This is a genomic window from Novosphingobium subterraneum (assembly GCF_000807925.1).
Taxonomy (GTDB): Bacteria; Pseudomonadota; Alphaproteobacteria; order Sphingomonadales; family Sphingomonadaceae; genus Novosphingobium; species Novosphingobium subterraneum.
This window is the reverse complement of the sequence record NZ_JRVC01000003.1, coordinates 105,038-122,855: the sequence shown is the minus strand read 5'-3', so window position 1 is coordinate 122,855 and position 17,818 is coordinate 105,038. Positions and strand designations below refer to the sequence as shown.

At 65.4% G+C, this 17,818-nt stretch carries 10 protein-coding genes; 4 read left to right on the top strand and 6 right to left on the bottom strand.

What is annotated here, in order from left to right:
* Window positions 1-68 precede the first annotated feature (68 nt).
* Window positions 69-791, bottom strand: coding sequence for a monofunctional biosynthetic peptidoglycan transglycosylase (gene mtgA, locus NJ75_RS04110; protein WP_052241967.1), 723 nt, complete (start codon window positions 789-791; stop codon window positions 69-71).
* Window positions 792-847: 56 nt separating this feature from the next.
* The gene (locus tag NJ75_RS04105; RefSeq protein ID WP_052241965.1) at window positions 848-1,516 is read right to left on the bottom strand and encodes a Crp/Fnr family transcriptional regulator; all 669 of its coding nucleotides are present in this window, start codon (window positions 1,514-1,516) and stop codon (window positions 848-850) included.
* A gap of 172 nt (window positions 1,517-1,688) precedes the next feature.
* Here NJ75_RS04105 and NJ75_RS04100 point away from each other — a divergent pair, with 172 nt between their 5' ends.
* The 4 genes from NJ75_RS04100 (at window position 1,689) to NJ75_RS04085 (ending at window position 9,761) form a co-directional block, all read left to right on the top strand.
* On the top strand, window positions 1,689-2,126 hold the full coding sequence (locus NJ75_RS04100; RefSeq protein WP_039331718.1) for a hypothetical protein: 438 nt from the start codon (window positions 1,689-1,691) through the stop codon (window positions 2,124-2,126).
* Between the two features lie 115 nt (window positions 2,127-2,241).
* Entirely contained in the window at window positions 2,242-5,265 is a 3,024-nt protein-coding gene (locus NJ75_RS04095) for an ATP-binding protein (RefSeq protein ID WP_039331716.1), read from the top strand.
* On the top strand, window positions 5,262-6,623 hold the full coding sequence (locus NJ75_RS04090) for a cytochrome P450 (protein WP_039331714.1): 1,362 nt from the start codon (window positions 5,262-5,264) through the stop codon (window positions 6,621-6,623). Before NJ75_RS04095 ends, NJ75_RS04090 begins: the two co-directional genes overlap by 4 nt.
* A gap of 18 nt (window positions 6,624-6,641) precedes the next feature.
* The gene (locus NJ75_RS04085) at window positions 6,642-9,761 is read left to right on the top strand and encodes a Dyp-type peroxidase (RefSeq protein ID WP_039331712.1); all 3,120 of its coding nucleotides are present in this window, start codon (window positions 6,642-6,644) and stop codon (window positions 9,759-9,761) included.
* Between the two features lie 164 nt (window positions 9,762-9,925).
* On the opposite strand, the gene rpoH is transcribed toward NJ75_RS04085, so the two are convergent.
* The 4 genes from rpoH to NJ75_RS04065 form a co-directional block, all read right to left on the bottom strand.
* Entirely contained in the window at window positions 9,926-10,825 is a 900-nt protein-coding gene (rpoH, locus tag NJ75_RS04080) for an RNA polymerase sigma factor RpoH (protein ID WP_039331710.1), read from the bottom strand.
* Between the two features lie 111 nt (window positions 10,826-10,936).
* Window positions 10,937-11,929, bottom strand: coding sequence for an RluA family pseudouridine synthase (locus NJ75_RS04075; RefSeq protein WP_039331709.1), 993 nt, complete (start codon window positions 11,927-11,929; stop codon window positions 10,937-10,939).
* A 1,289-nt stretch (window positions 11,930-13,218) separates the two neighbouring features.
* Complete coding sequence (gene clpB, locus NJ75_RS04070) at window positions 13,219-15,798, bottom strand: ATP-dependent chaperone ClpB (protein WP_039331930.1); 2,580 nt, start codon at window positions 15,796-15,798, stop codon at window positions 13,219-13,221.
* 223 nt (window positions 15,799-16,021) lie between these two features.
* Entirely contained in the window at window positions 16,022-17,641 is a 1,620-nt protein-coding gene (locus NJ75_RS04065; protein WP_039331708.1) for a M28 family metallopeptidase, read from the bottom strand.
* Window positions 17,642-17,818 lie beyond the last annotated feature (177 nt).

Sequence of the window (17,818 nt, the reverse complement as noted above, 5' to 3'; positions counted from 1 at the left end):
GCATCCGGCCGGTTCACCCAGACCCGACGTACGTCCATCCCCGCAACCGACTGCACCGCTAACAAACCTCAATTATAGACACACGCGTCCAGCGCCCCGTTCTTCACCACCCGGACCTGGCGGGCGATCGAATTGCCATGGCGGCGGGTGAAGCCGCCCGCGCCGTTGACTTCGCGCTCCTTGGGCAAAGGCAGCACGGCGGCGATGCGCGCGGCCTCCACTGGGCTCAGCTTGCGCGCGCTCTTCCCATAATACCGCTGGGCACCTGCCTCGACGCCATAAGTGCCGATCCCGGTCTCGGCGACGTTGAGGTAGACTTCCATGATCCGGCGCTTGCCCCAGATCGTCTCGATCAGCACGGTGTACCAGGCCTCCAGCCCCTTGCGGAAATAGCCGCCGCCCTGCCACAGGAACACGTTCTTGGCGGTCTGCTGGCTGATCGTCGAGCCGCCCCGGATGCGCCCGCCCTTCTGGTTGCGGCGGAAGGCCTCCATCATCGCTTCCTGATCGAAGCCGTTGTGCTGGCAGAACTTGCCGTCCTCGCCCGAAATCACCGCCGCCACCATGTCGCGGTCGATGTCGCCAAGCGGAGTCCAGTCCTTGGTGATGGAATGATCGTCCATCAGCATGGTCAGCGTGATCGGCACCGGCACGAACTTGTAGATCACCACCTGAACCACCGAGATGAACAGGAAGGCGGCAATCAGCCGGGCAAGAACCCAGCCAATGCGCCCGATGATTCCGGAGCGTCGGCCAGTCGTGGTGCGGGGGTTCTTCAGGTCCTCGAGCATGGCCCCAGCCTATCCGCGCCGCACCCGATCTGGCAACGTCTTCGCTGATGGGATCGTCAACTGCTCTGCGAATAACGATGCAGCCGGTCGGCAAGCCGCGCCACCGATGGCACGACGATGCGCCGCCCCTCGCGCATGACGAGGCCTTCCTTGATCAGCAGCGAGAATTCGCGCGTCACGGTTTCGCGGTTCGTGCCGATGCGGGCCGCAAGTTCGGCTTGGGTCGGAATACGATTGATCGTGGCGGCACCGGCCTGATCCGGCTCGCCTGCCAGCCGCAGCAATTCTGCCTGCAGGCGCGGCCCGACGCCCATCGTCGAAAGCTCGTAGATGCGGTTGGTCAGGTAGCGGACCTGGTGCGAGAGGTACCGTGCCAGCCACAGCGACAGGACCGGCTCCACGCCCAGCAGGCCGGCAAAGGTCGGCCCGGGAATGACCAGCAGCGTGCTGTTCTCTACCGCGACCACGTCGGCCGAGCGCGGCTCCCCGTCGATCGCGGCCAATTCCCCGAACATTTCCCGCGGACCGATGGCGCGGAGCACGGTTTCGCGGCCCTGCGCCGAGACGAGCGAGACACTGACGCTGCCTTCCAGAACGACGTAGACGTCGTTCGCAGGCAGGCCCACCGCGAGCAGCACCTGCCCCTTGCGCACGCGCATCTGCCGCCCGTGGAGAGCAAGAACTGCCTGGACATCATCCGGCACCTTTAGGATCGAACTGGACATTGATATCACCGTTCCCGCGGCATCTCACGGCCGAGGCTTAGTGAATGTGCGCCAAATCACAAGGGGCCGGTGCGCTGGCCAACGGACGCCTCACGCGGGCGGGCGGCATAGAGAGCGGCCCGACACTCCGACCGTTTCCGGCCTGATTGCCGGTCGCGAACCATCGAGGCCAATGCAGCGCTATCTCATCTGGAAATCCGGCCCCGGCCCCCTGCAGGTCGAATTCCGGCGCGTGGGCGAGGCAATCCTGCGCCCGTCGCTGCAGATCGTGACGCCAACCGGTTCAGCCCCCCTGCCTCGGCAGGACGATTGCGATGTCGCACGCTTCTCGCTTTCGGACGGGGATGTCGAGCGCGTGCTTGCGGCGCGGGGTGGACTGCGCCCGCCCTGCCTGATGCTGCAATGCGATGCCTTCCTGGGGCTGGCGTGCGACCAGCGGCGCTGGGGCTGGTCGATCCGCGTCTCGCGCGAGGGCGAGGCCCTGCCATGCTACGACCTTGACGGCACGCCGCTGCCGCTGCGCCGCGATGGCTTTACCCGGGCGCAACTGCAACGCATCCCCGAACGCTCGGGAATGGCGCGCAGCCATCAGATCATCGGCCTGTCATGATCGGCAGTGCGAAAGCACATGCCGAACGCCTCTGCCGATTCTCGTTGCGATTCAGTCAACAAACTGAATATCTGCCACTGTCAGTCGGTTCGGCGCGGGATTCGACCGGACTGTCATGGGGGCGAAAGACGACAGGGTGCGGGCCGAGGGACTCGATACTGCCACCGGACAACCGGTGCAGCCGATTGCCGGGGAAGCGAACGGGCGGGCGCCCTCGCTGTCCGGTGATGTCGAGGCCGTGCGCTTTGCGACCGTGCTCTTCGCCGATATCGTCGGCTCCACCCGGCTTATCTCCGTGCTCGATCCGGAAGACGCCCGCGACGTTCTCGACAGCACGATCACGCTCATCCGCAACGCCATCCACGATTTCGACGGCATGGTCGTGCGCGTGCAGGGCGATGGCGTGATGGCCGTGTTCGGCGTGCATCCGGCAGTGGAGGACCACCCCTTGCGCGCCGCGCTTGCCGCACGGGCCATTGTCGAGCGCATGCGCACCGGGCCATCGGGAATTCTCCCGGCACCGCGCGCGCGCGTCGGCCTCCATTCCGGGCCGATCCTGCTGCGCCGCCAGGACAACGATTTCGGCAGCATCCTCGATGTCGTGGGCCATGCCACGCACGTTGCCGGGCAGATCGAAAAGCTCTCGCCACCGGCAAGCGTGGCAATCTCGGCCACCACCGTTTCGCTTATTGCCGAATCGTGCCAGTTGCAGCCGCTCGGCACGATCACCAGCGAGATCGACCAGCGCGGCGAAGCGGTCTTCGAACTCACCGCCATCGACCTTGAAGGTGCCGATCGCATTCCCGTGAAGGGCAACGCCACAAGCCCCCTGATCGGCCGCGATGTCCAGCTCGACGCGGTCAAGGCGCTGGTTTCGGGCGAGCCTGGCGCCGCCTTGTGCATCGTTGGCGAAGCCGGCATGGGCAAGAGCCGCCTGCTTCTGGAAGGCGCGCGCCTTTCGGCCGGCTTTGGCGTCACGACGCTGGTGGTCCGGGGCAACGCCCTGCTTGCGCCGGTCCCGTTCGGCTGCCTTTCCGGCCCTGTCCGCCATCTGGTGGAACTGTTGCAGCCCCTGCTGGCTGACGTGGCATCCGCAGCAGCGCTGACCGCAGACCAGGCCGAATGCCTGCAGGGCCTCATCGACAACGGCCAGACGTGGCTTGCACATCTCGCTCCGGGCGACCGCAACCGTATCGCTACCCAGACCATTCTCCGCCTGTTTCAGCTGGCCGTAGTCCACGTCCCGCTGCTGCTGCTGGTAGACGATGGCCAATATCTCGATCGCGAAACCCTCTCGGTGCTCACCGGCATCAGGGAGGGCCGCATCATGACGATGCTTCTGGCCGCGCGGCCGGAAGCGCGCACCAGCCTCGCCCAATGCTGCGATCAGGTGATCGACCTCGATCCGCTCGGCCCCCGCGCCGCGCGCAGCCTTGTCGCGATGATCAATCGCTTCGCTCCGCTTGACGAAGCCACCATCGAGCGGATTCTCGACCGTGCGCAAGGCCTGCCTCTCGCACTGCAGGAATTCGCGGTCAGCGCGCAGGGAGAGGACGGCACCGAGCCAGCCGAACTGTCGGCACGCATTCCGGCACGGCTCGATGCCCTGCTCGGCGCCCGGCTCGCGGCGCTTGACGACGATTCGACACGCCTGTGCCAGTTCTGCGCAGCGCTTGGCCCCATCTTCCCGGTGAGCCGCCTGCAGCAAGGCGCCGCACTCGTCTGCCGCAATCCTTCCAGCGCCATCGCGCGGCTGGTAGAAGCGCGGGTGGTGGAATTCGCCGTGGCCAACCAGGCGCGGTTCACCCACCAGCTGGTGCAGGAAGCGGCCTATCGCACCATGCCCCGGCGGCGGCGGACCGCGATGCATGCCAAGGCGCTCGAACTTCTCGCCACGCAGGCCTCGTCATCGCAGGAGGCCGAGGTCGCCAGCCATGCCGAACTTGCGACCCACGCCGAAAAGGCCGGCCTGCCGCAGCGCGCACTCGGGCATCTCTGGGATGCCTGCCAGCAGGCATTGAGCCTCGCGGCGATCGATTCGGTGCGTCAGCTTTACCTGCGCGCGCGCGATATGGCGGAACGCCTCGAACCCGCCGCTGCCGCATCGGAACGGGCGCGCTTCTCGCTGCTCGCCTTCGATACGCTGCAGCAGCTGTCGCAAGAGCAGATCACGCGCGAGGACATGGCGCTCCTGGCCGAAGGCACCGTCGACATGGGCCCGGGCATCCGCACCGTCGCACGGATCAACATGGCGCTGCTCGACTGGATCGATGGCGCTCCGCTTCAGGGCGAAGCCTGGCTCGCCCGCGCCGAGGCCGATCTCGATGCGCACGACAGCTTGCCACGCCGGACTTATGCCGATCTCGTCGCGGCCTATCTCGCCTTCTCGCAAGCCCGTCCGCGTGCTGCAATCGCGCGCATCGAACGTCTGGGAAACAGGCTGGACGATGGACAGCGCGGATCGACCTTCGGTGCAGTCGTGGTCATTCCCCACGTGCTCGCCCGCGCTTTCGGCGCGTGGTATCTCACCGATCTGGGGGATATCGCAAAGGCACGTTCGTGGGTGGCCGAAGCGCTCAATCTTTCGCGCCGCTATGCGCACGCCTATTCGCAATTGCTCGCCGATCTCGCCCACGGCTACCTGCACTACCGCGAGGGCAGGTTCGAACGGGCACTTGGCATATTGCGCGGCGCCTACGCGGATGGCCTGCACCATCATTTTCTAGGCTTCGAGCCGGCCAGTGCAAGCTGGCTTGCCCTGACGCTGATCGAACTGGGCCAGCTGCGCGAAGCCGAAGCCGTTCTGTCAGAGTCGGTCGCCCGGGGCCACTTCCGGCATGTCCGCACCTCTGCGACCTACTACCTGCACGAGGCCCGCGCCCGCCTTGCCCTGGCGCAGGGCAAGGTGGTGCAGGCCGCCGACCTTGCCGCCGAAGCGCTCGAACACTGCCGTTCGTGCGGAGAAGCGATGCACGAATTGCACGCACTGGTGCTGTGCCGCGAGGTTGAGGCGCAGACCGGGATGGCAGTGTGGGGCGCGCAGGATGTGCCGACGGCTGACCTAGTCGGCAGGATCGACGAACTAGGCCTCGCTTGCCTGCAACGCCGGCTCGTCGCCATCGAGGATCGCATCGCATGAACCAGCAGGCCGTGCTTGCTGCAGCGTCAGCCCGCCTGTTCCAGCCGGGCGCGCCAGCGCTGCTCCGCTGCGCCGAACTGGACAAGGGTGGCGTTCGGGTCTTTGCCGCCGCAAGGCACGAGGTGGTCAGCGCAGTACTACTCGAGGAAGACACCTTCTCGCTGCAGCAGTACGATGACCTGCTCGAACAGGTCGTGCCCGGCACGCGCTATCTGGTGGGTGAGAACGACGGCAACCGGCAGGTGCGCCTTCGCCAGCTCCATGCCGCGCAAAGCTGGCTCAATGCCCGCATTCCCGGCGTGGACCCAAGCGTTCCGCCCAATCTGGACCCGGGCTTCCGCGGCTGGATCGCTGCCATGGCACGCAAGGAGGCGTCGGACATTCTCGACGTCCTGCAGCGACGTGCGCAGACCGGCGAGACCATCAATTTCGTCCGGGAATATGCCTTCCTGCTCTCCTACCGCATGGCGCGGCGGGTTCTGGGCGTGCCTGCGCCGGAAAAGGTGCCGTGGCCGGTGCCGCTCCTGCTGTTTGCGCGGAACCTGACGAGACCCGGCCCCGCTCTGCGCCGCAAGGACGAACTGGGCGACGCGCTGAGCGCCCTGTTCCTGCAAGTGCCGCTGTTCGGCCATGTCTTCGGGACCATCATCGCCAGCACCGGCGCAGTTCCATGGCTCGCCGGAAAGACCGCCAGCGTCGGGCTCGCCGCCATCAACGATGCGCTCGACATGCCCGAAGTCGCGCCCGAAACCAGCCTGCTCAGCGCACTTGTCGCGGTGCAGCCGCAATTTCCCGATGTTGCAGACTACCGCCTGCAGGCACGCAGCGTCCTGTTCGAACTGACCGGCGCGCTCGTGCTGATCGTCGGCAAGGTCCTTTCGGAAGTGGCCGCTTTCAGCGCTTCGGAGCGCGGGCGCGAAGCAGGCATTCCCTGGCCTGCGCTGGTGCAGCGGCTGTGCGATCCCGCGCTTGAGCCAAAAGCGCGCGACGCGACGATCGCCGAAATGCTGCGTCTGGCTGATACCAGCCAGCTCGTTCGCCGCGTCCGCCGCGATTGCACCTGGCGCGGGGAGCAACTGAAGGCTGGTGACCGCATCGTCGCTCTGGTCGGCGCTGCGGCGCACGACGATGCCGCCTTCCCCCAAGCCGACCGTTTCGCGCCCGACCCGGCACGCCCCTACATCACCTCCGGCCCGCTGCAGGGTCCGCACGTCTGCTATGGCCGCGGCATCGCCTGGACGATCATTGCCGAGGCCATCGCCGCCACCGCAGGGCGGATCGAACCCGCCCCAAACGCCAGCCTTGGCACCTTCCTCGGCCTGCCGGACGATCTGCGCTTCACCGCCATCCGCCAGTAAACACAAAGGAACCAACCTTTGAGCGCAATCCAAGACTTCGTCACCGTTGCCATCCCCTTCGGAGACAAGTCCGAATGGTGCGACGTGGACGACATCGAGCGCGAGATCGGCGAACTCGGCAATCCGGCGAACGAAGCCATGGCCAGCGCCCTGCGCCAGACCGGCGTGGTCCACTTCGCCAGCATCCATGCCATCCCGCCCGAAGCACCAGGAAAGCAGGCACATCTTGTGCTCGAGGCTACCGTCGACGGCGACGCCGGACGCGCGCTTGACCTGATCGCCGAGCATGCCGGCCCCTTGCTGCTCCCGGTGCTCAAGCTGACCAGCGGCATCGGCGCGGTCGGCGAAGTCCTGCCGCTGCTGCGTCGCCATGCCTACGGTATCAACCCCGCCGTCTTCCGCGTGCCCTGGATTGACCGCCGCCTGACCGGCCTGCCCTTCGTCGGTCTGCCGGGCCTTGGCGTGCGCACCATCGACGAGAATCGCGCGATCGTTGCCAAGGCACGGTCAATCATCGCGCGCGAGCGTGCCCGCTCCTCGCTCCACGGCCCGCAAAGCCTGTTCCGCGTCGTCGCGACAGAGCTGAAAGACGATCTCGCCAGGCTGGACGACCGCAAGCCACCCAAGCTCGCCTTCTGCGAGCGCGCCGACGCGCCGTGGCTCGATTTCGCCCGCTCGCGCTGGACGCTGGGCTGGATCGGCAAGGGGCTTGCCAATGCGCAAGGGCTGATCTGGCCCCTGCTGGCGATCGGCTATGGCCTTGCGCTCCTGCTCGGTTTGGCAGGAGGCGCAACCGGCATCGCCCTGTTCAAGGGCGCCATTTTCCCCGCCCTGGTCATCGCACTGATGATTGTAGCGGCGGTGGCGTGGCTGCTGCGCCGCGACGAGCTTGCCAACACGCCGGTGGACCGCACGCCGTCAGCCGCCGCGCTCGGCGACATGATGGCGCGCGAGAACGCGCCCGGCGTCATCCCCAACCACATGGTCAGCGTGACCACGCTGCGCCGCGCGTGGGTGCGCCGCTGGACCCTGCCGCTTGCCTTCACTGCCGTCGCCATCATGGCCAGGATCGGGGTGATGCGAAAAGGCTTCCTCGCCACCATCGGCACGATCCACGCCGCGCGCTGGGTCGTCCTGCCCGGCACCCGCCAGCTGGTGTTCTTCTCGAACTACGATGGCAGCTGGGAAAGCTACCTCGAAGACTTCATCACCAAGGCCTCCGAAGGCGTCACCGCCGTGTGGAGCAACGCGGAGGGCTTTCCCTCCACGCGCCTGCTCTTCTTCAAGGGCGCCGAGGATGGCGACCGCATGAAGCGCTATGCGCGCTGCTCGATGCGCCCCACCCCGTTCTGGTTCGCCGCACACCCCGATCTTTCGACCACCGCCATGCGCAAGCATGCGCTGATCGTCAGCGGGTTGCTCTGCAAGGACCGCCTCGAAGCCAACCCCTCCGACGCCGAAGCCTGGCTCGACCTGTTCGGCTCGATTCCCCGGCCCGATTACGGGTTGCAGTACGAGGAAATCCAGACGCTGATGTTCGGCGGGTTGAAGCGCCACCCGCACAGCCGCGTCGTCGCCCTGAACTTCGGCGAGCCGCGCCGTGAAGGCAGCGCCCATCCCTATGCCCACGTGCAGAAGTGGCTCGCAGGCCTGATTGCCGAGGATCTCGTCTCGTTCGGTGACAAGCCGCCGCAGGACTTCGTCTGCAACATCGCCTTCTCAGCCGCCGGCCTGCGCCTGCTCGGGCTGGACAAGGAACTGGCGCTCGAAGGTCCCGGCACGCAGCAGGGATTCCCGCCGGCCTTCTCGCTCGGCATGGCCCACGCCAGCCGCAAGCGCGCGCTGGGCGATCCCGAGCAGCTCGAATGGTGCGACGACGATACCCACGTCGTCCTGCTGCTCTACGCCAAGGACGAACTCGCTGCGCAGAAGTTCGCGCAGATCGTCAGCGATGCTGCTGCCATCGGCATTACCGAGAAAGCCTCGATCCGCACGGGCCTGAAAGCCTTTGATCTCGAACGCTTCAAGGAGGCATGGAGAACCAGCGACGACAGCGTTTCCAAGCCGGCCGAGGGCGCGGAATTCGTCCATGCCCAGTCTAGCAACGACGATCTCTCCGAAGAACCCTTCGGCTTCGTCGATGGCGTCTCGCAACCACTGGTGCGCGGCTTCCCCGGTCGCCACGGCGCGCCCGATCCGGTCCATGGCGTCGAACCCGGCGAGTTCATCCTCGGCTACACCGACAACCGCGGCTACTACCCGCCTTCCCCGCTGGTCGAGCGCCGCATGGACAGCCTGGGCATGTTGCCCGAAGTCCTCCTGCCCTCGCCCCCGCCCGACCAGCCGACACAGTACCCCGATTTCGCCGATCAGGGCGCCCGCGCGCGCGATTTCGGCCGCAACGGTAGCTATCTGGTGATCCGCCAGCTGGCGCAGGATGTCGAGGGTTTTCGCAAGCAGCTCGATGAAAAGGCGCACGAGATCTGCCGGCAGCCCGATGTCATCAACCCGCATAACGGCAACATCCACCGCACACGCGAATGGATTGCTGCCAAGATGCTCGGCCGTTGGCGTGATGGCTCGGCGCTGATCGACAATCCCTTCCACCCGGCAATGAAGAGCGGGGTGGACGCGATGCGGAAGAACGATTTCCTCTACAAGGACGCCGATCCGCAAGGGCTGCGCTGCCCCTTCGGCAGCCACGTCCGGCGCACCTTCCCGCGCGACAGCCTCGCCCCGACCGAGCCGGTGGAGCTGTCAGTCAGCAACCGCCACCGCCTGCTCCGCCGAGGCCGCCCCTATCTCGATCAGGACGGCGACACCGCCCGCGGCACGCTGTTCATGGCCTTCAACGCCGATCTCGAACGCCAGTTCGAATTCGTCCAGCAAACTTGGCTCGCCTCGCCCACCTTCCACGGCCTCGAATGCGAACCCGATCCCTTCGCCATGCACAAGGGCCCGACCGAAACCGCCGACCAGCGCTTCACCATCCTCGGCCGCAATGCCCCGCTCGAGCTATGCCCCGTCCAGCGCTACGTCACCCTGCGCGGCGGCGGCTACTTCTTCCTCCCCGGCCGCCACGCCCTGTGGTTCCTGGCAGGCGCGGCGCTGGATACGGACCGGCTGCATATGTCGTGAGCCCCCCGGCCCCACCCTCCGCTCGTCCTGAGCCTGTCGAAGGACGCTGGGCCAAGCAGCATGCTTCGAAAAAGCTCAGCACGAGCAGACAGGGGAACCAGAAGCACAAACAAAAACGGCCGGGCTCACCGCCCGGCCGCTTCGTATGACTCATGCAACCCGCGTCAGGCCGGCAGCAGCTTGCGCTCCACCGCGATCCGCTGGATCGCCTTCTGCAGCTTCTCGAACGCGCGCACCTCGATCTGGCGGACGCGTTCGCGGCTGACGTTGTAGACTTGGCTAAGCTCTTCCAGCGTTTTCGGCTCGTCGACCAGACGGCGATCCGTCAGGATGTGCCGCTCACGCTCGTTCAGGCTGTCCATCGCCTCGACCAGCAGCTGGTGGCGATAGCTAGCCTCCTCGGCGTCGGCCACGGTCTCGTCCTGCAGCGGGCGGTCGTCGGTCAGCCAGTCCTGCCACGAACCCTCGCCGTCCTCGCGCATCGAGACGTTGAGCGAGGCATCGCCGCCCATCATCATGCGCCGGTTCATGTTGACCACTTCTTGCTCGGGCACGCCGAGGTCGGTCGCGATCTTGCGCACGTCGTCAGGATGCAGGTCAGAATCCTCGAACGCCTCGAGGTTCTTCTTCATCCGGCGAAGGTTGAAGAACAGCTTCTTCTGCGCCGCCGTGGTGCCCATCTTGACCAGGCTCCACGAGCGCAGGATGAACTCCTGCATCGAAGCCTTGATCCACCACATCGCGTAAGTGGCCAGACGGAAGCCCCGGTCGGGCTCGAACTTCTTAACGCCCTGCATCAGGCCGATGTTGCCTTCGGAGATCAGCTCGCTGACCGGCAGGCCATAGCCGCGATAGCCCATGGCGATCTTCGCCACGAGACGCAGATGGCTCGTCACCAGCTGGGCGGCAGCTTCGGGATCCTGGTGTTCCTGGAAACGCTTGGCGAGCATGTATTCCTGCTCAGCCGTAAGCACGGGGAACTTGCGGATTTCCGAGAGATAGCGGTTGAGGCTGGCTTCCCCGCCAAGGGCAGGTACTGTCACAGCGTTTCTTTCCTCACTCACCTGAACACGTCCTTTCTTCGCGTCGGTTCCCAATTGACGGCCCCCTGATGGGCGACCGGCGGCGGGACCACTCAAACGGAGCCTCCTCGCGGACGACTCCAAAGTCCTTCATTACAACATCGCCAGTACCTTTGCATCATGCCCTTCAGCGCAGAGTTCGACGATGAGTTCCCGCATATCGACGGGCGTCGGGCTGGCGAAATGATGGGCCGCACCGGTAACGGGGTGAATGAACCCCAGTTCCGCCGCATGCAGCGCCTGGCGATGAAACCCGAGCCGCTGGAGCAGCGGCCGAAGCTTTGAAGGTGTGCGTCCATAGACAGGATCACCCAATAGCGCATGGCCGATTGACGCAAGGTGAACGCGCACCTGGTGGGTTCTCCCGGTCTCGAGCCGGCACTCCACCAGCGCCGCCCCATCGAGCGCCGCCCCATCGAGCGCGGCCAACGTCCGGTAATGCGTCACCGCGTGCTTCCCGCGACCATCCTCCACCAGCGCCATCTTCTTGCGGTCATGGCTCGACCGCGCAATCGCTCCGCGCACCGTCCCCGCTGGCGGCACTGGCAGCCCCGCGGTCACGCATTTATAGGCACGCACGATCGAATGGTCGGCAAACTGCTTGGCCAGTCCCTCGTGCGCCACGTCGGTCTTGGCGACGACCAGCAGCCCCGAGGTATCCTTGTCGATCCGATGCACGATCCCCGGCCGCGCCACCCCGCCGATGCCCGAAAGCTGCCCCCGGCAATGGTGCAGCAGCGCATTGACCAGCGTGCCATCGAGATTCCCCGCCGCCGGATGGACGACCAGCCCTGCCGGCTTGTCCACCACGATCAGCGCCTCGTCCTCATAGACGACGTTGAGCGGAATATCCTGCGCGATGGCTTCAGCAGGCGCGGCTTCAGGCACGCGGATCTCGAACGAAGCACCCTCGGCAACCTTCACCGAAGCCTGCGACACCACCTTGCCCGAAAGACTGACCCGCCCCTCGCCCAGCAAAGCCTTCACCCGCTCCCGCGAAAGCCCCGAAGCATCGGCCAGAGCCTTGTCCAGCCGCTGCCCGCCAATAGCGACGGTTCCGGAAATGATCGTATCAGCAGCCCCCATTCGCAGGGATATGGGGTGGGTGGAGGTGGGGTGCAAGGCGGGGGATGAGCGTGAGGTAACGGTGGGCGCTTACGCAATAATTGCTATACTATTTAAATAGTTCTCACTATTATCGTAATTTCTATAAGCTTCTGTCGAGATGGGAAATGAAGATTCTACAAAAACCAGCATCAGGGTATCTCGTTGCAGCATGCGCGACGGCATTGCTGGTCACTTCTAGCAGTGAATTGATTTTCGCTTGGAAAAGCGGACTTTTAGATTCTGCAACGTTCTTCATGAGAATGTCGGTTAGAATATTGCCATTTAGGTACATCGTCATTCACGCCTTTTAATCCATTTCCGAATACAAAGATCGGGTAGTACAGTTATAAACACGGTGGGATTAGGGGACACCTCACTGAATCTCCAAACTCACCGTCGCCCCGGGCTTGACCCGGGGCTGGGCTTTTCTTCCTTCATGCCGCCGCAAGAAGAAAGCGGGATCCCGGGTCAAGCCCGGGAAGACGATGGGGGACGTGCGAAGAGGCCTTGACAAAACGAACCATATAGGTTATACGCCCCGCCCACAGGTCAGGAGAGGGCACAAGGCCAACCCGCTCCTCTCCCTTCGGAAGCTGACGCTGTGGCCAATGCTTTCGGCGCGATCGGTGCGGCAGGTGCGCAGCGGGTTCAACGAGGGGCGAGCCCCAAGACCCACCGGGCAATCCCTGCCGTTACCCAAGGACAGACAGGACAACCCAGGGCTGATAGCACGGCGCCGAACCCTGAGCGACGCTGCGGATGCGGAACCCGCCATGATTGTGCGACTGTGTCAGCACAAACGACAGGTTCTTTTCACGCAGCCGCTTGCCAGAAGCCAAGGCAGTACGCGAGCCGCTGCCAAAGCTTCGTCCTTTCACATGTGTCCGACCATCAGGCTGAGCCGACAAGGGGTTCGGAACCGCCCCCGGCCACTCGCAGCCGGTCCCGCGCCCCATCCCTTGCGTGCCACAACGGCACCGCACCGGTCGCGCGATCTGTGATTTCCCACCGGCGTAACCGTCCGCATTCGCCAGCGGATGATCTGCCCTGTCGCGCGTCACCGCTCATCCTGAGCTTGTCGAAGGATGCCCACCCCGATCCCCTCCAGTTTACGGGAGGGGGGATGAAAGGGCAGCGCCTGACTCCTGCCATCCCGCAGGCGGGAGGGCCGCGAGACTTCCTGAACGCAGTGAAGCTAGTCGCAGCGGGGTGGGCAAATCAGTGCCGCGCCAACGAAAAAGGGGCCACCGCAGCAGCCCCTTCCCCGATCACTCCACGATGAACGTCAGCGCCCCGTCGCCCTCGTCGATCCGCACGGTCGAGCCGTCCGGCACCTCGCCGCCCAGGAGCTTCTCGGCCAGCGGGTCCTGCAGATAGCGCTGCACCGCCCGCTTCAGCGGACGCGCGCCATAGACCGGATCGTAGCCGACGCGGCCCAACCAGCGCTTGGCCGCATCGGTCAGGTCGAGCACGATCTTGCGGTCCTTGAGCAGGCTCGCCACCCGGCCGACCTGGATGTCGACGATCGGCGCCATGTGTTCCTGGCCCAGCCGGTGGAACAGGATGATCTCGTCCAGCCGGTTGAGAAACTCGGGCCGGAAGTGCCCGCGCACGATATCCATGACCTGCGGTTCGACCGAGGCGACGTCCTGCCCCTCTTCCAGATTGGCGAGGTACTGGCTGCCGAGGTTGCTGGTCAGGATGATCAGCGTGTTGGTGAAATCCACCACGCGGCCCTGCCCGTCGGTCAGGCGGCCATCATCAAGCACCTGCAGCAGCACGTTGAACACGTCGCCGTGCGCCTTCTCGACCTCGTCGAACAGCACGACCTGATAGGGCCGCCTGCGCACAGCTTCGGTCAGAACGCCGCCCTCGTCATAGCCGACATAGCCCGGAGGCGCGCCGATCAGGCGGCTGACGGAGTGCTTCTCCATGAACTCGCTCATGTCGATGCGCACCATCGCGCTGTCGTCGTCGAACAGGAAGCCGGCCAGCGCCTTGGTCAGCTCGGTCTTGCCCACGCCCGTGGGGCCGAGGAACAGGAAGCTGCCCAGCGGACGGTTCGGGTCCTGCAATCCGGCCCGCGCGCGGCGCACGGCCTTGGACACGGCCAGCACCGCGTCCTTCTGCCCGATCACGCGCTTGCCCAGCACCTCTTCCATCTTGAGCAGCTTCTCGCGCTCGCCTTCCATCATGCGGTCGACGGGCACGCCGGTCCACTTGCTGACGACGGCGGCGATGTCCTCGGCGGTCACCTCCTCGCGCAGCATGGCATTGGCGCTCACGCCCTGTGCTTCGGCCAGCTGCCGCTCAAGCTCGGGAATGCGGCCATAGGCAAGCTCCCCGGCCTTCGCCAGGTCGCCATTGCGCTGCGCCACTTCCAGCTCGCTGCGCGCGGCATCGAGCGCTTCCTTGACCTTGCCCTCGGCGGCGATCTTGTCGCGCTCGTTCTGCCAGCGCGTGGTCAGCTCGGCCGATTGCTGCTCAAGGTTCGCCAGTTCCTCGCGCAAGGTCGCCAGCCGGTCCTTCGACGCGGCGTCGGTTTCCTTGGCCAGCGCCATCTCCTCGATCTTCATCTGGATGATGCGGCGGTCGAGCTTCTCGATCTCCTCGGGCTTGCTTTCCACTTCCATGCGGATGCGGCTGGCCGCCTCGTCCATCAGGTCGATGGCCTTGTCGGGCAGGAAGCGGTCCGAGATGTAGCGGTTGGACAGCGTCGCCGCCGCCACGATCGCATTGTCGGCAATGCGCACGCCGTGGTGCAGCTCGTACTTGTCCTTGATGCCGCGCAGGATCGAGATCGTGTCCTCCACGGTCGGCTCGCCCACGAAGACCGGCTGGAACCGCCGCTGCAACGCGGGGTCCTTCTCGACGTACTTCTGGTACTCGTCGAGCGTCGTCGCGCCGATGCAGTGCAGTTCGCCGCGGGCGAGCGCAGGCTTGAGCAGGTTGCCAGCGTCCATCGCGCCTTCCGATTTGCCCGCCCCGATCAGGGTGTGCATCTCGTCGATGAACAGGATGATCTGCCCTTCGGCGCCCTTGACCTCGTCCAGCACGGCCTTCAAGCGCTCCTCGAACTCGCCGCGATACTTCGCCCCCGCAATCAGGCTGCCCATGTCGAGCGCCATCAGCGTGCGGTCACGCAGCGAATCCGGCACGTCGCCATTGGCGATGCGCAGCGCGAGGCCTTCGGCAATCGCGGTCTTGCCCACGCCCGGTTCGCCGATCAGCGCCGGGTTGTTCTTGGTGCGGCGGGCGAGGATCTGCACGGTGCGGCGAATCTCCTCGTCGCGGCCGATTACCGGGTCGAGCTTGCCCTCGCGCGCGGCCTCGGTCAGGTCGCGGGCATACTTCTTCATCGCGTCATAGGCGTTTTCGGCGCTGGCGCTGTCCGCCGTGCGCCCGCCACGCAGCTGCGTGATCGCCGCTTCGAGCGCCTGCGGCGTGACATTGGCAGCCTTGAGCGCCTGCCCCGCCGAGGTCGTGGTGGCGAGCGTCAGCGCGACGAGCATGCGCTCGACCGTAACGAAGCTGTCGTTGGATTTTGCGGCAATCTGCTCGGCGGCATCGAGCACGCGCACGGCATCGTTGTCGAGCCCCGGCGTCTGCTGCGCACCGGAACCCGACACCGCCGGAATCTTCGCCAGCGCCTTGTCGACTTCGGTCTGCGCCAATGCGGCATTGCCGCCCGCGCGCTGGATCAGCCCGCTGGCCATGCCCTCGCTGTCTTCCAGCAGGGCCTTGAGGATATGGTCCGGCGTGATCCGCTGATGGTTCATGCGGATCGCAACGGTCTGCGCGGCTTGCAGGAAGCCCTTGGCGCGGTCAGTGAATTTCTCGAGGTTCATGGTGTTGAACATCCTCCTGTTGCGCAGAACATGGTGTGGCTTTTACGCAACACAAGGGTCGCGCCGACGAAAAAGCTACACCGTTCGACAGGGGTAGTTCCTTGATCGGGAGCAAGGACAGGAACCTGCTCCCCCACGCAGGCCGGGGCCTCGGTCGGTTTACGCGAACCTTCGTTAACACCGCCGAGGTTCCCGCCTGCGCGGGGACGCCAAAGGTTCCGGCCTACTTCACCGGATCGGCCGCCTTCGCAGCCCTGGGCGCGAATTCCTTGCCGAAGAAGCTGCCTGCGTACCACTTCGGCCGCTCGGCCCCGTTGGCGAGCCCCATCACGGTGTAGTAGTTGACCTTGGCAAACAGCGCACCGGCATCCCAATTGAACGGCAGCTTCAGATCGTCGCTGGGTTGATGGTAGTGATCCTTCAGGAAGCTGCGGAAGGCCTTTTCGCCCGGCCCTTCGAAGCCGGTCATCATGAACACCGCGGGCACGCCCTGCTGCACGAAGCGGTAATGGTCCGAGCGGGTGAACAGCCCCTCCTCGGGCATCGGATCGGGCGAGAGCTTGATCCCCGCCTTTGTCGCCGCTTCGGCCACGACCTTGCCCATCGTCGAATTTTCGGCACCGAAGGCCACGACATCACTGAACATGTAGGTCAGCACCGGCATGTCGAAGTTGACGAGGCCTGTAACCTCACCCTTCACGACCGGGTTGCGCGCCAGATAGTCCGAGCCGATCAGACCGCCTTCCTCCCCGGTCAGCGCCGCGAACATCACCGAACGGCGGGGCTTCTCCTTCGCCACGGCACGCGCCACCTCGATCATCGTCGCCACGCCCGAGGCATTGTCCATGGCGCCGTTGTGCAGCGTGTCCTCGCCTTTCCCATGCACGCCGATGTGATCGAGATGCGCGGTCATGGCGATGAACTCGTCCGCAACCCGCGGGTCGCTTCCCGGCAACATGGCAACCACGTTCTCGCTGACCACGTCCTTCCACGTCTGCGCATAGGACAGGCTGGCGCGAGCTTTCATGGCAAAGCCCTTGGGCTTGCCGCCGGTCCTGTTGGCCTCTGCAAGAATCTTCGCCAGCGGCTTGCCCGATGCGGCGAACAACGGCGCGGCAGCATCGGGGTTGAGCGTCGCCCCGCCCTTGATACCCGGCGTGCGGCTGAAGGCCCTGCCATCAGCGCCGACCCAGCCCTTGGCCGGACCATCAGAGATCGCCACGCGCTTGTCCCACGGGCGGCGGGCGGTATCCTCGATCGTCGGCACGCTGATCACGCCGATCGCGCCGCGCTTCATCGCCATCATCGCCTTGTCGGAATTGAGGTGCGCGCCAAGCTCGCTCGGCGTGCCCTTGGGAAAGCCGGTCAGCACGACGACGATCTTGCCCTTTACGTCGAGGCCCTTGTAGTCGTTGAATCCAAGGTCCGGGCGGTCGAAACCGAAGCCTGCAAACACAAGCGGCGCTTCGAATGACACCTTGGCGTCGGTCAGGCTGGGCCGCACCAGCAGTTGCGCCGTATCGGACAGCACAGTCTCCTTGCCGCCATAAGTCAGCGCGAGCTTCGGCGCGCCATCCAGCCGCGCCTCCCGCACCGTCAGCTTCTGGAAGAACGAGCCATCGGCGGCGGCAGGCTTAAGCCCCAGCGCAATGAACTGCGAGGCAACGTAACTGGCGGCGATGTCGTAACCGCGGCTGCCGGTATCGCGCCCTTCCAGCAGATCGTCGGCCAGGAAGGTCACGTGCGCACGCACGGCCTGCGCATCGAACACCGGCTCCTCGGCCAGGGCAGGAACTGCTGCGCCAGACAGCAACAGCGCAGAAACAAGCAGCTTGACGTTCATCGGTCTCTCTTTGTCGTTTGTCGAAACGGATCGCGTGGCACCTGCCCATTGGGCACGCTCCACTTGCGCGCGCGAGCATGGGCACTAGAAAGTTTCCAATCAAACCAAATCTGGGAGCTGTGGCTAAGCCGACATTCAGGCTGGACCTGCTCTTCGACCTCGCACAACCCCCGCAGC

Excerpts from the sequence above, each read along its gene's own strand:
- NJ75_RS04075 (WP_039331709.1), bottom strand. The coding sequence starts at position 11,929 with ATGGGGGCTGCTGATACGATCATTTCCGGAACCGTCGCTATTGGCGGG.
- clpB (WP_039331930.1), bottom strand. The coding sequence starts at position 15,798 with ATGAACCTCGAGAAATTCACTGACCGCGCCAAGGGCTTCCTGCAAGCC.
- mtgA (WP_052241967.1), bottom strand. The coding sequence starts at position 791 with ATGCTCGAGGACCTGAAGAACCCCCGCACCACGACTGGCCGACGCTCC.
- NJ75_RS04095 (WP_039331716.1), top strand. The coding sequence starts at position 2,242 with ATGGGGGCGAAAGACGACAGGGTGCGGGCCGAGGGACTCGATACTGCC.
- NJ75_RS04105 (WP_052241965.1), bottom strand. The coding sequence starts at position 1,516 with ATGTCCAGTTCGATCCTAAAGGTGCCGGATGATGTCCAGGCAGTTCTT.
- NJ75_RS04090 (WP_039331714.1), top strand. The coding sequence starts at position 5,262 with ATGAACCAGCAGGCCGTGCTTGCTGCAGCGTCAGCCCGCCTGTTCCAG.
- NJ75_RS04065 (WP_039331708.1), bottom strand. The coding sequence starts at position 17,641 with ATGAACGTCAAGCTGCTTGTTTCTGCGCTGTTGCTGTCTGGCGCAGCA.
- NJ75_RS04100 (WP_039331718.1), top strand. The coding sequence starts at position 1,689 with ATGCAGCGCTATCTCATCTGGAAATCCGGCCCCGGCCCCCTGCAGGTC.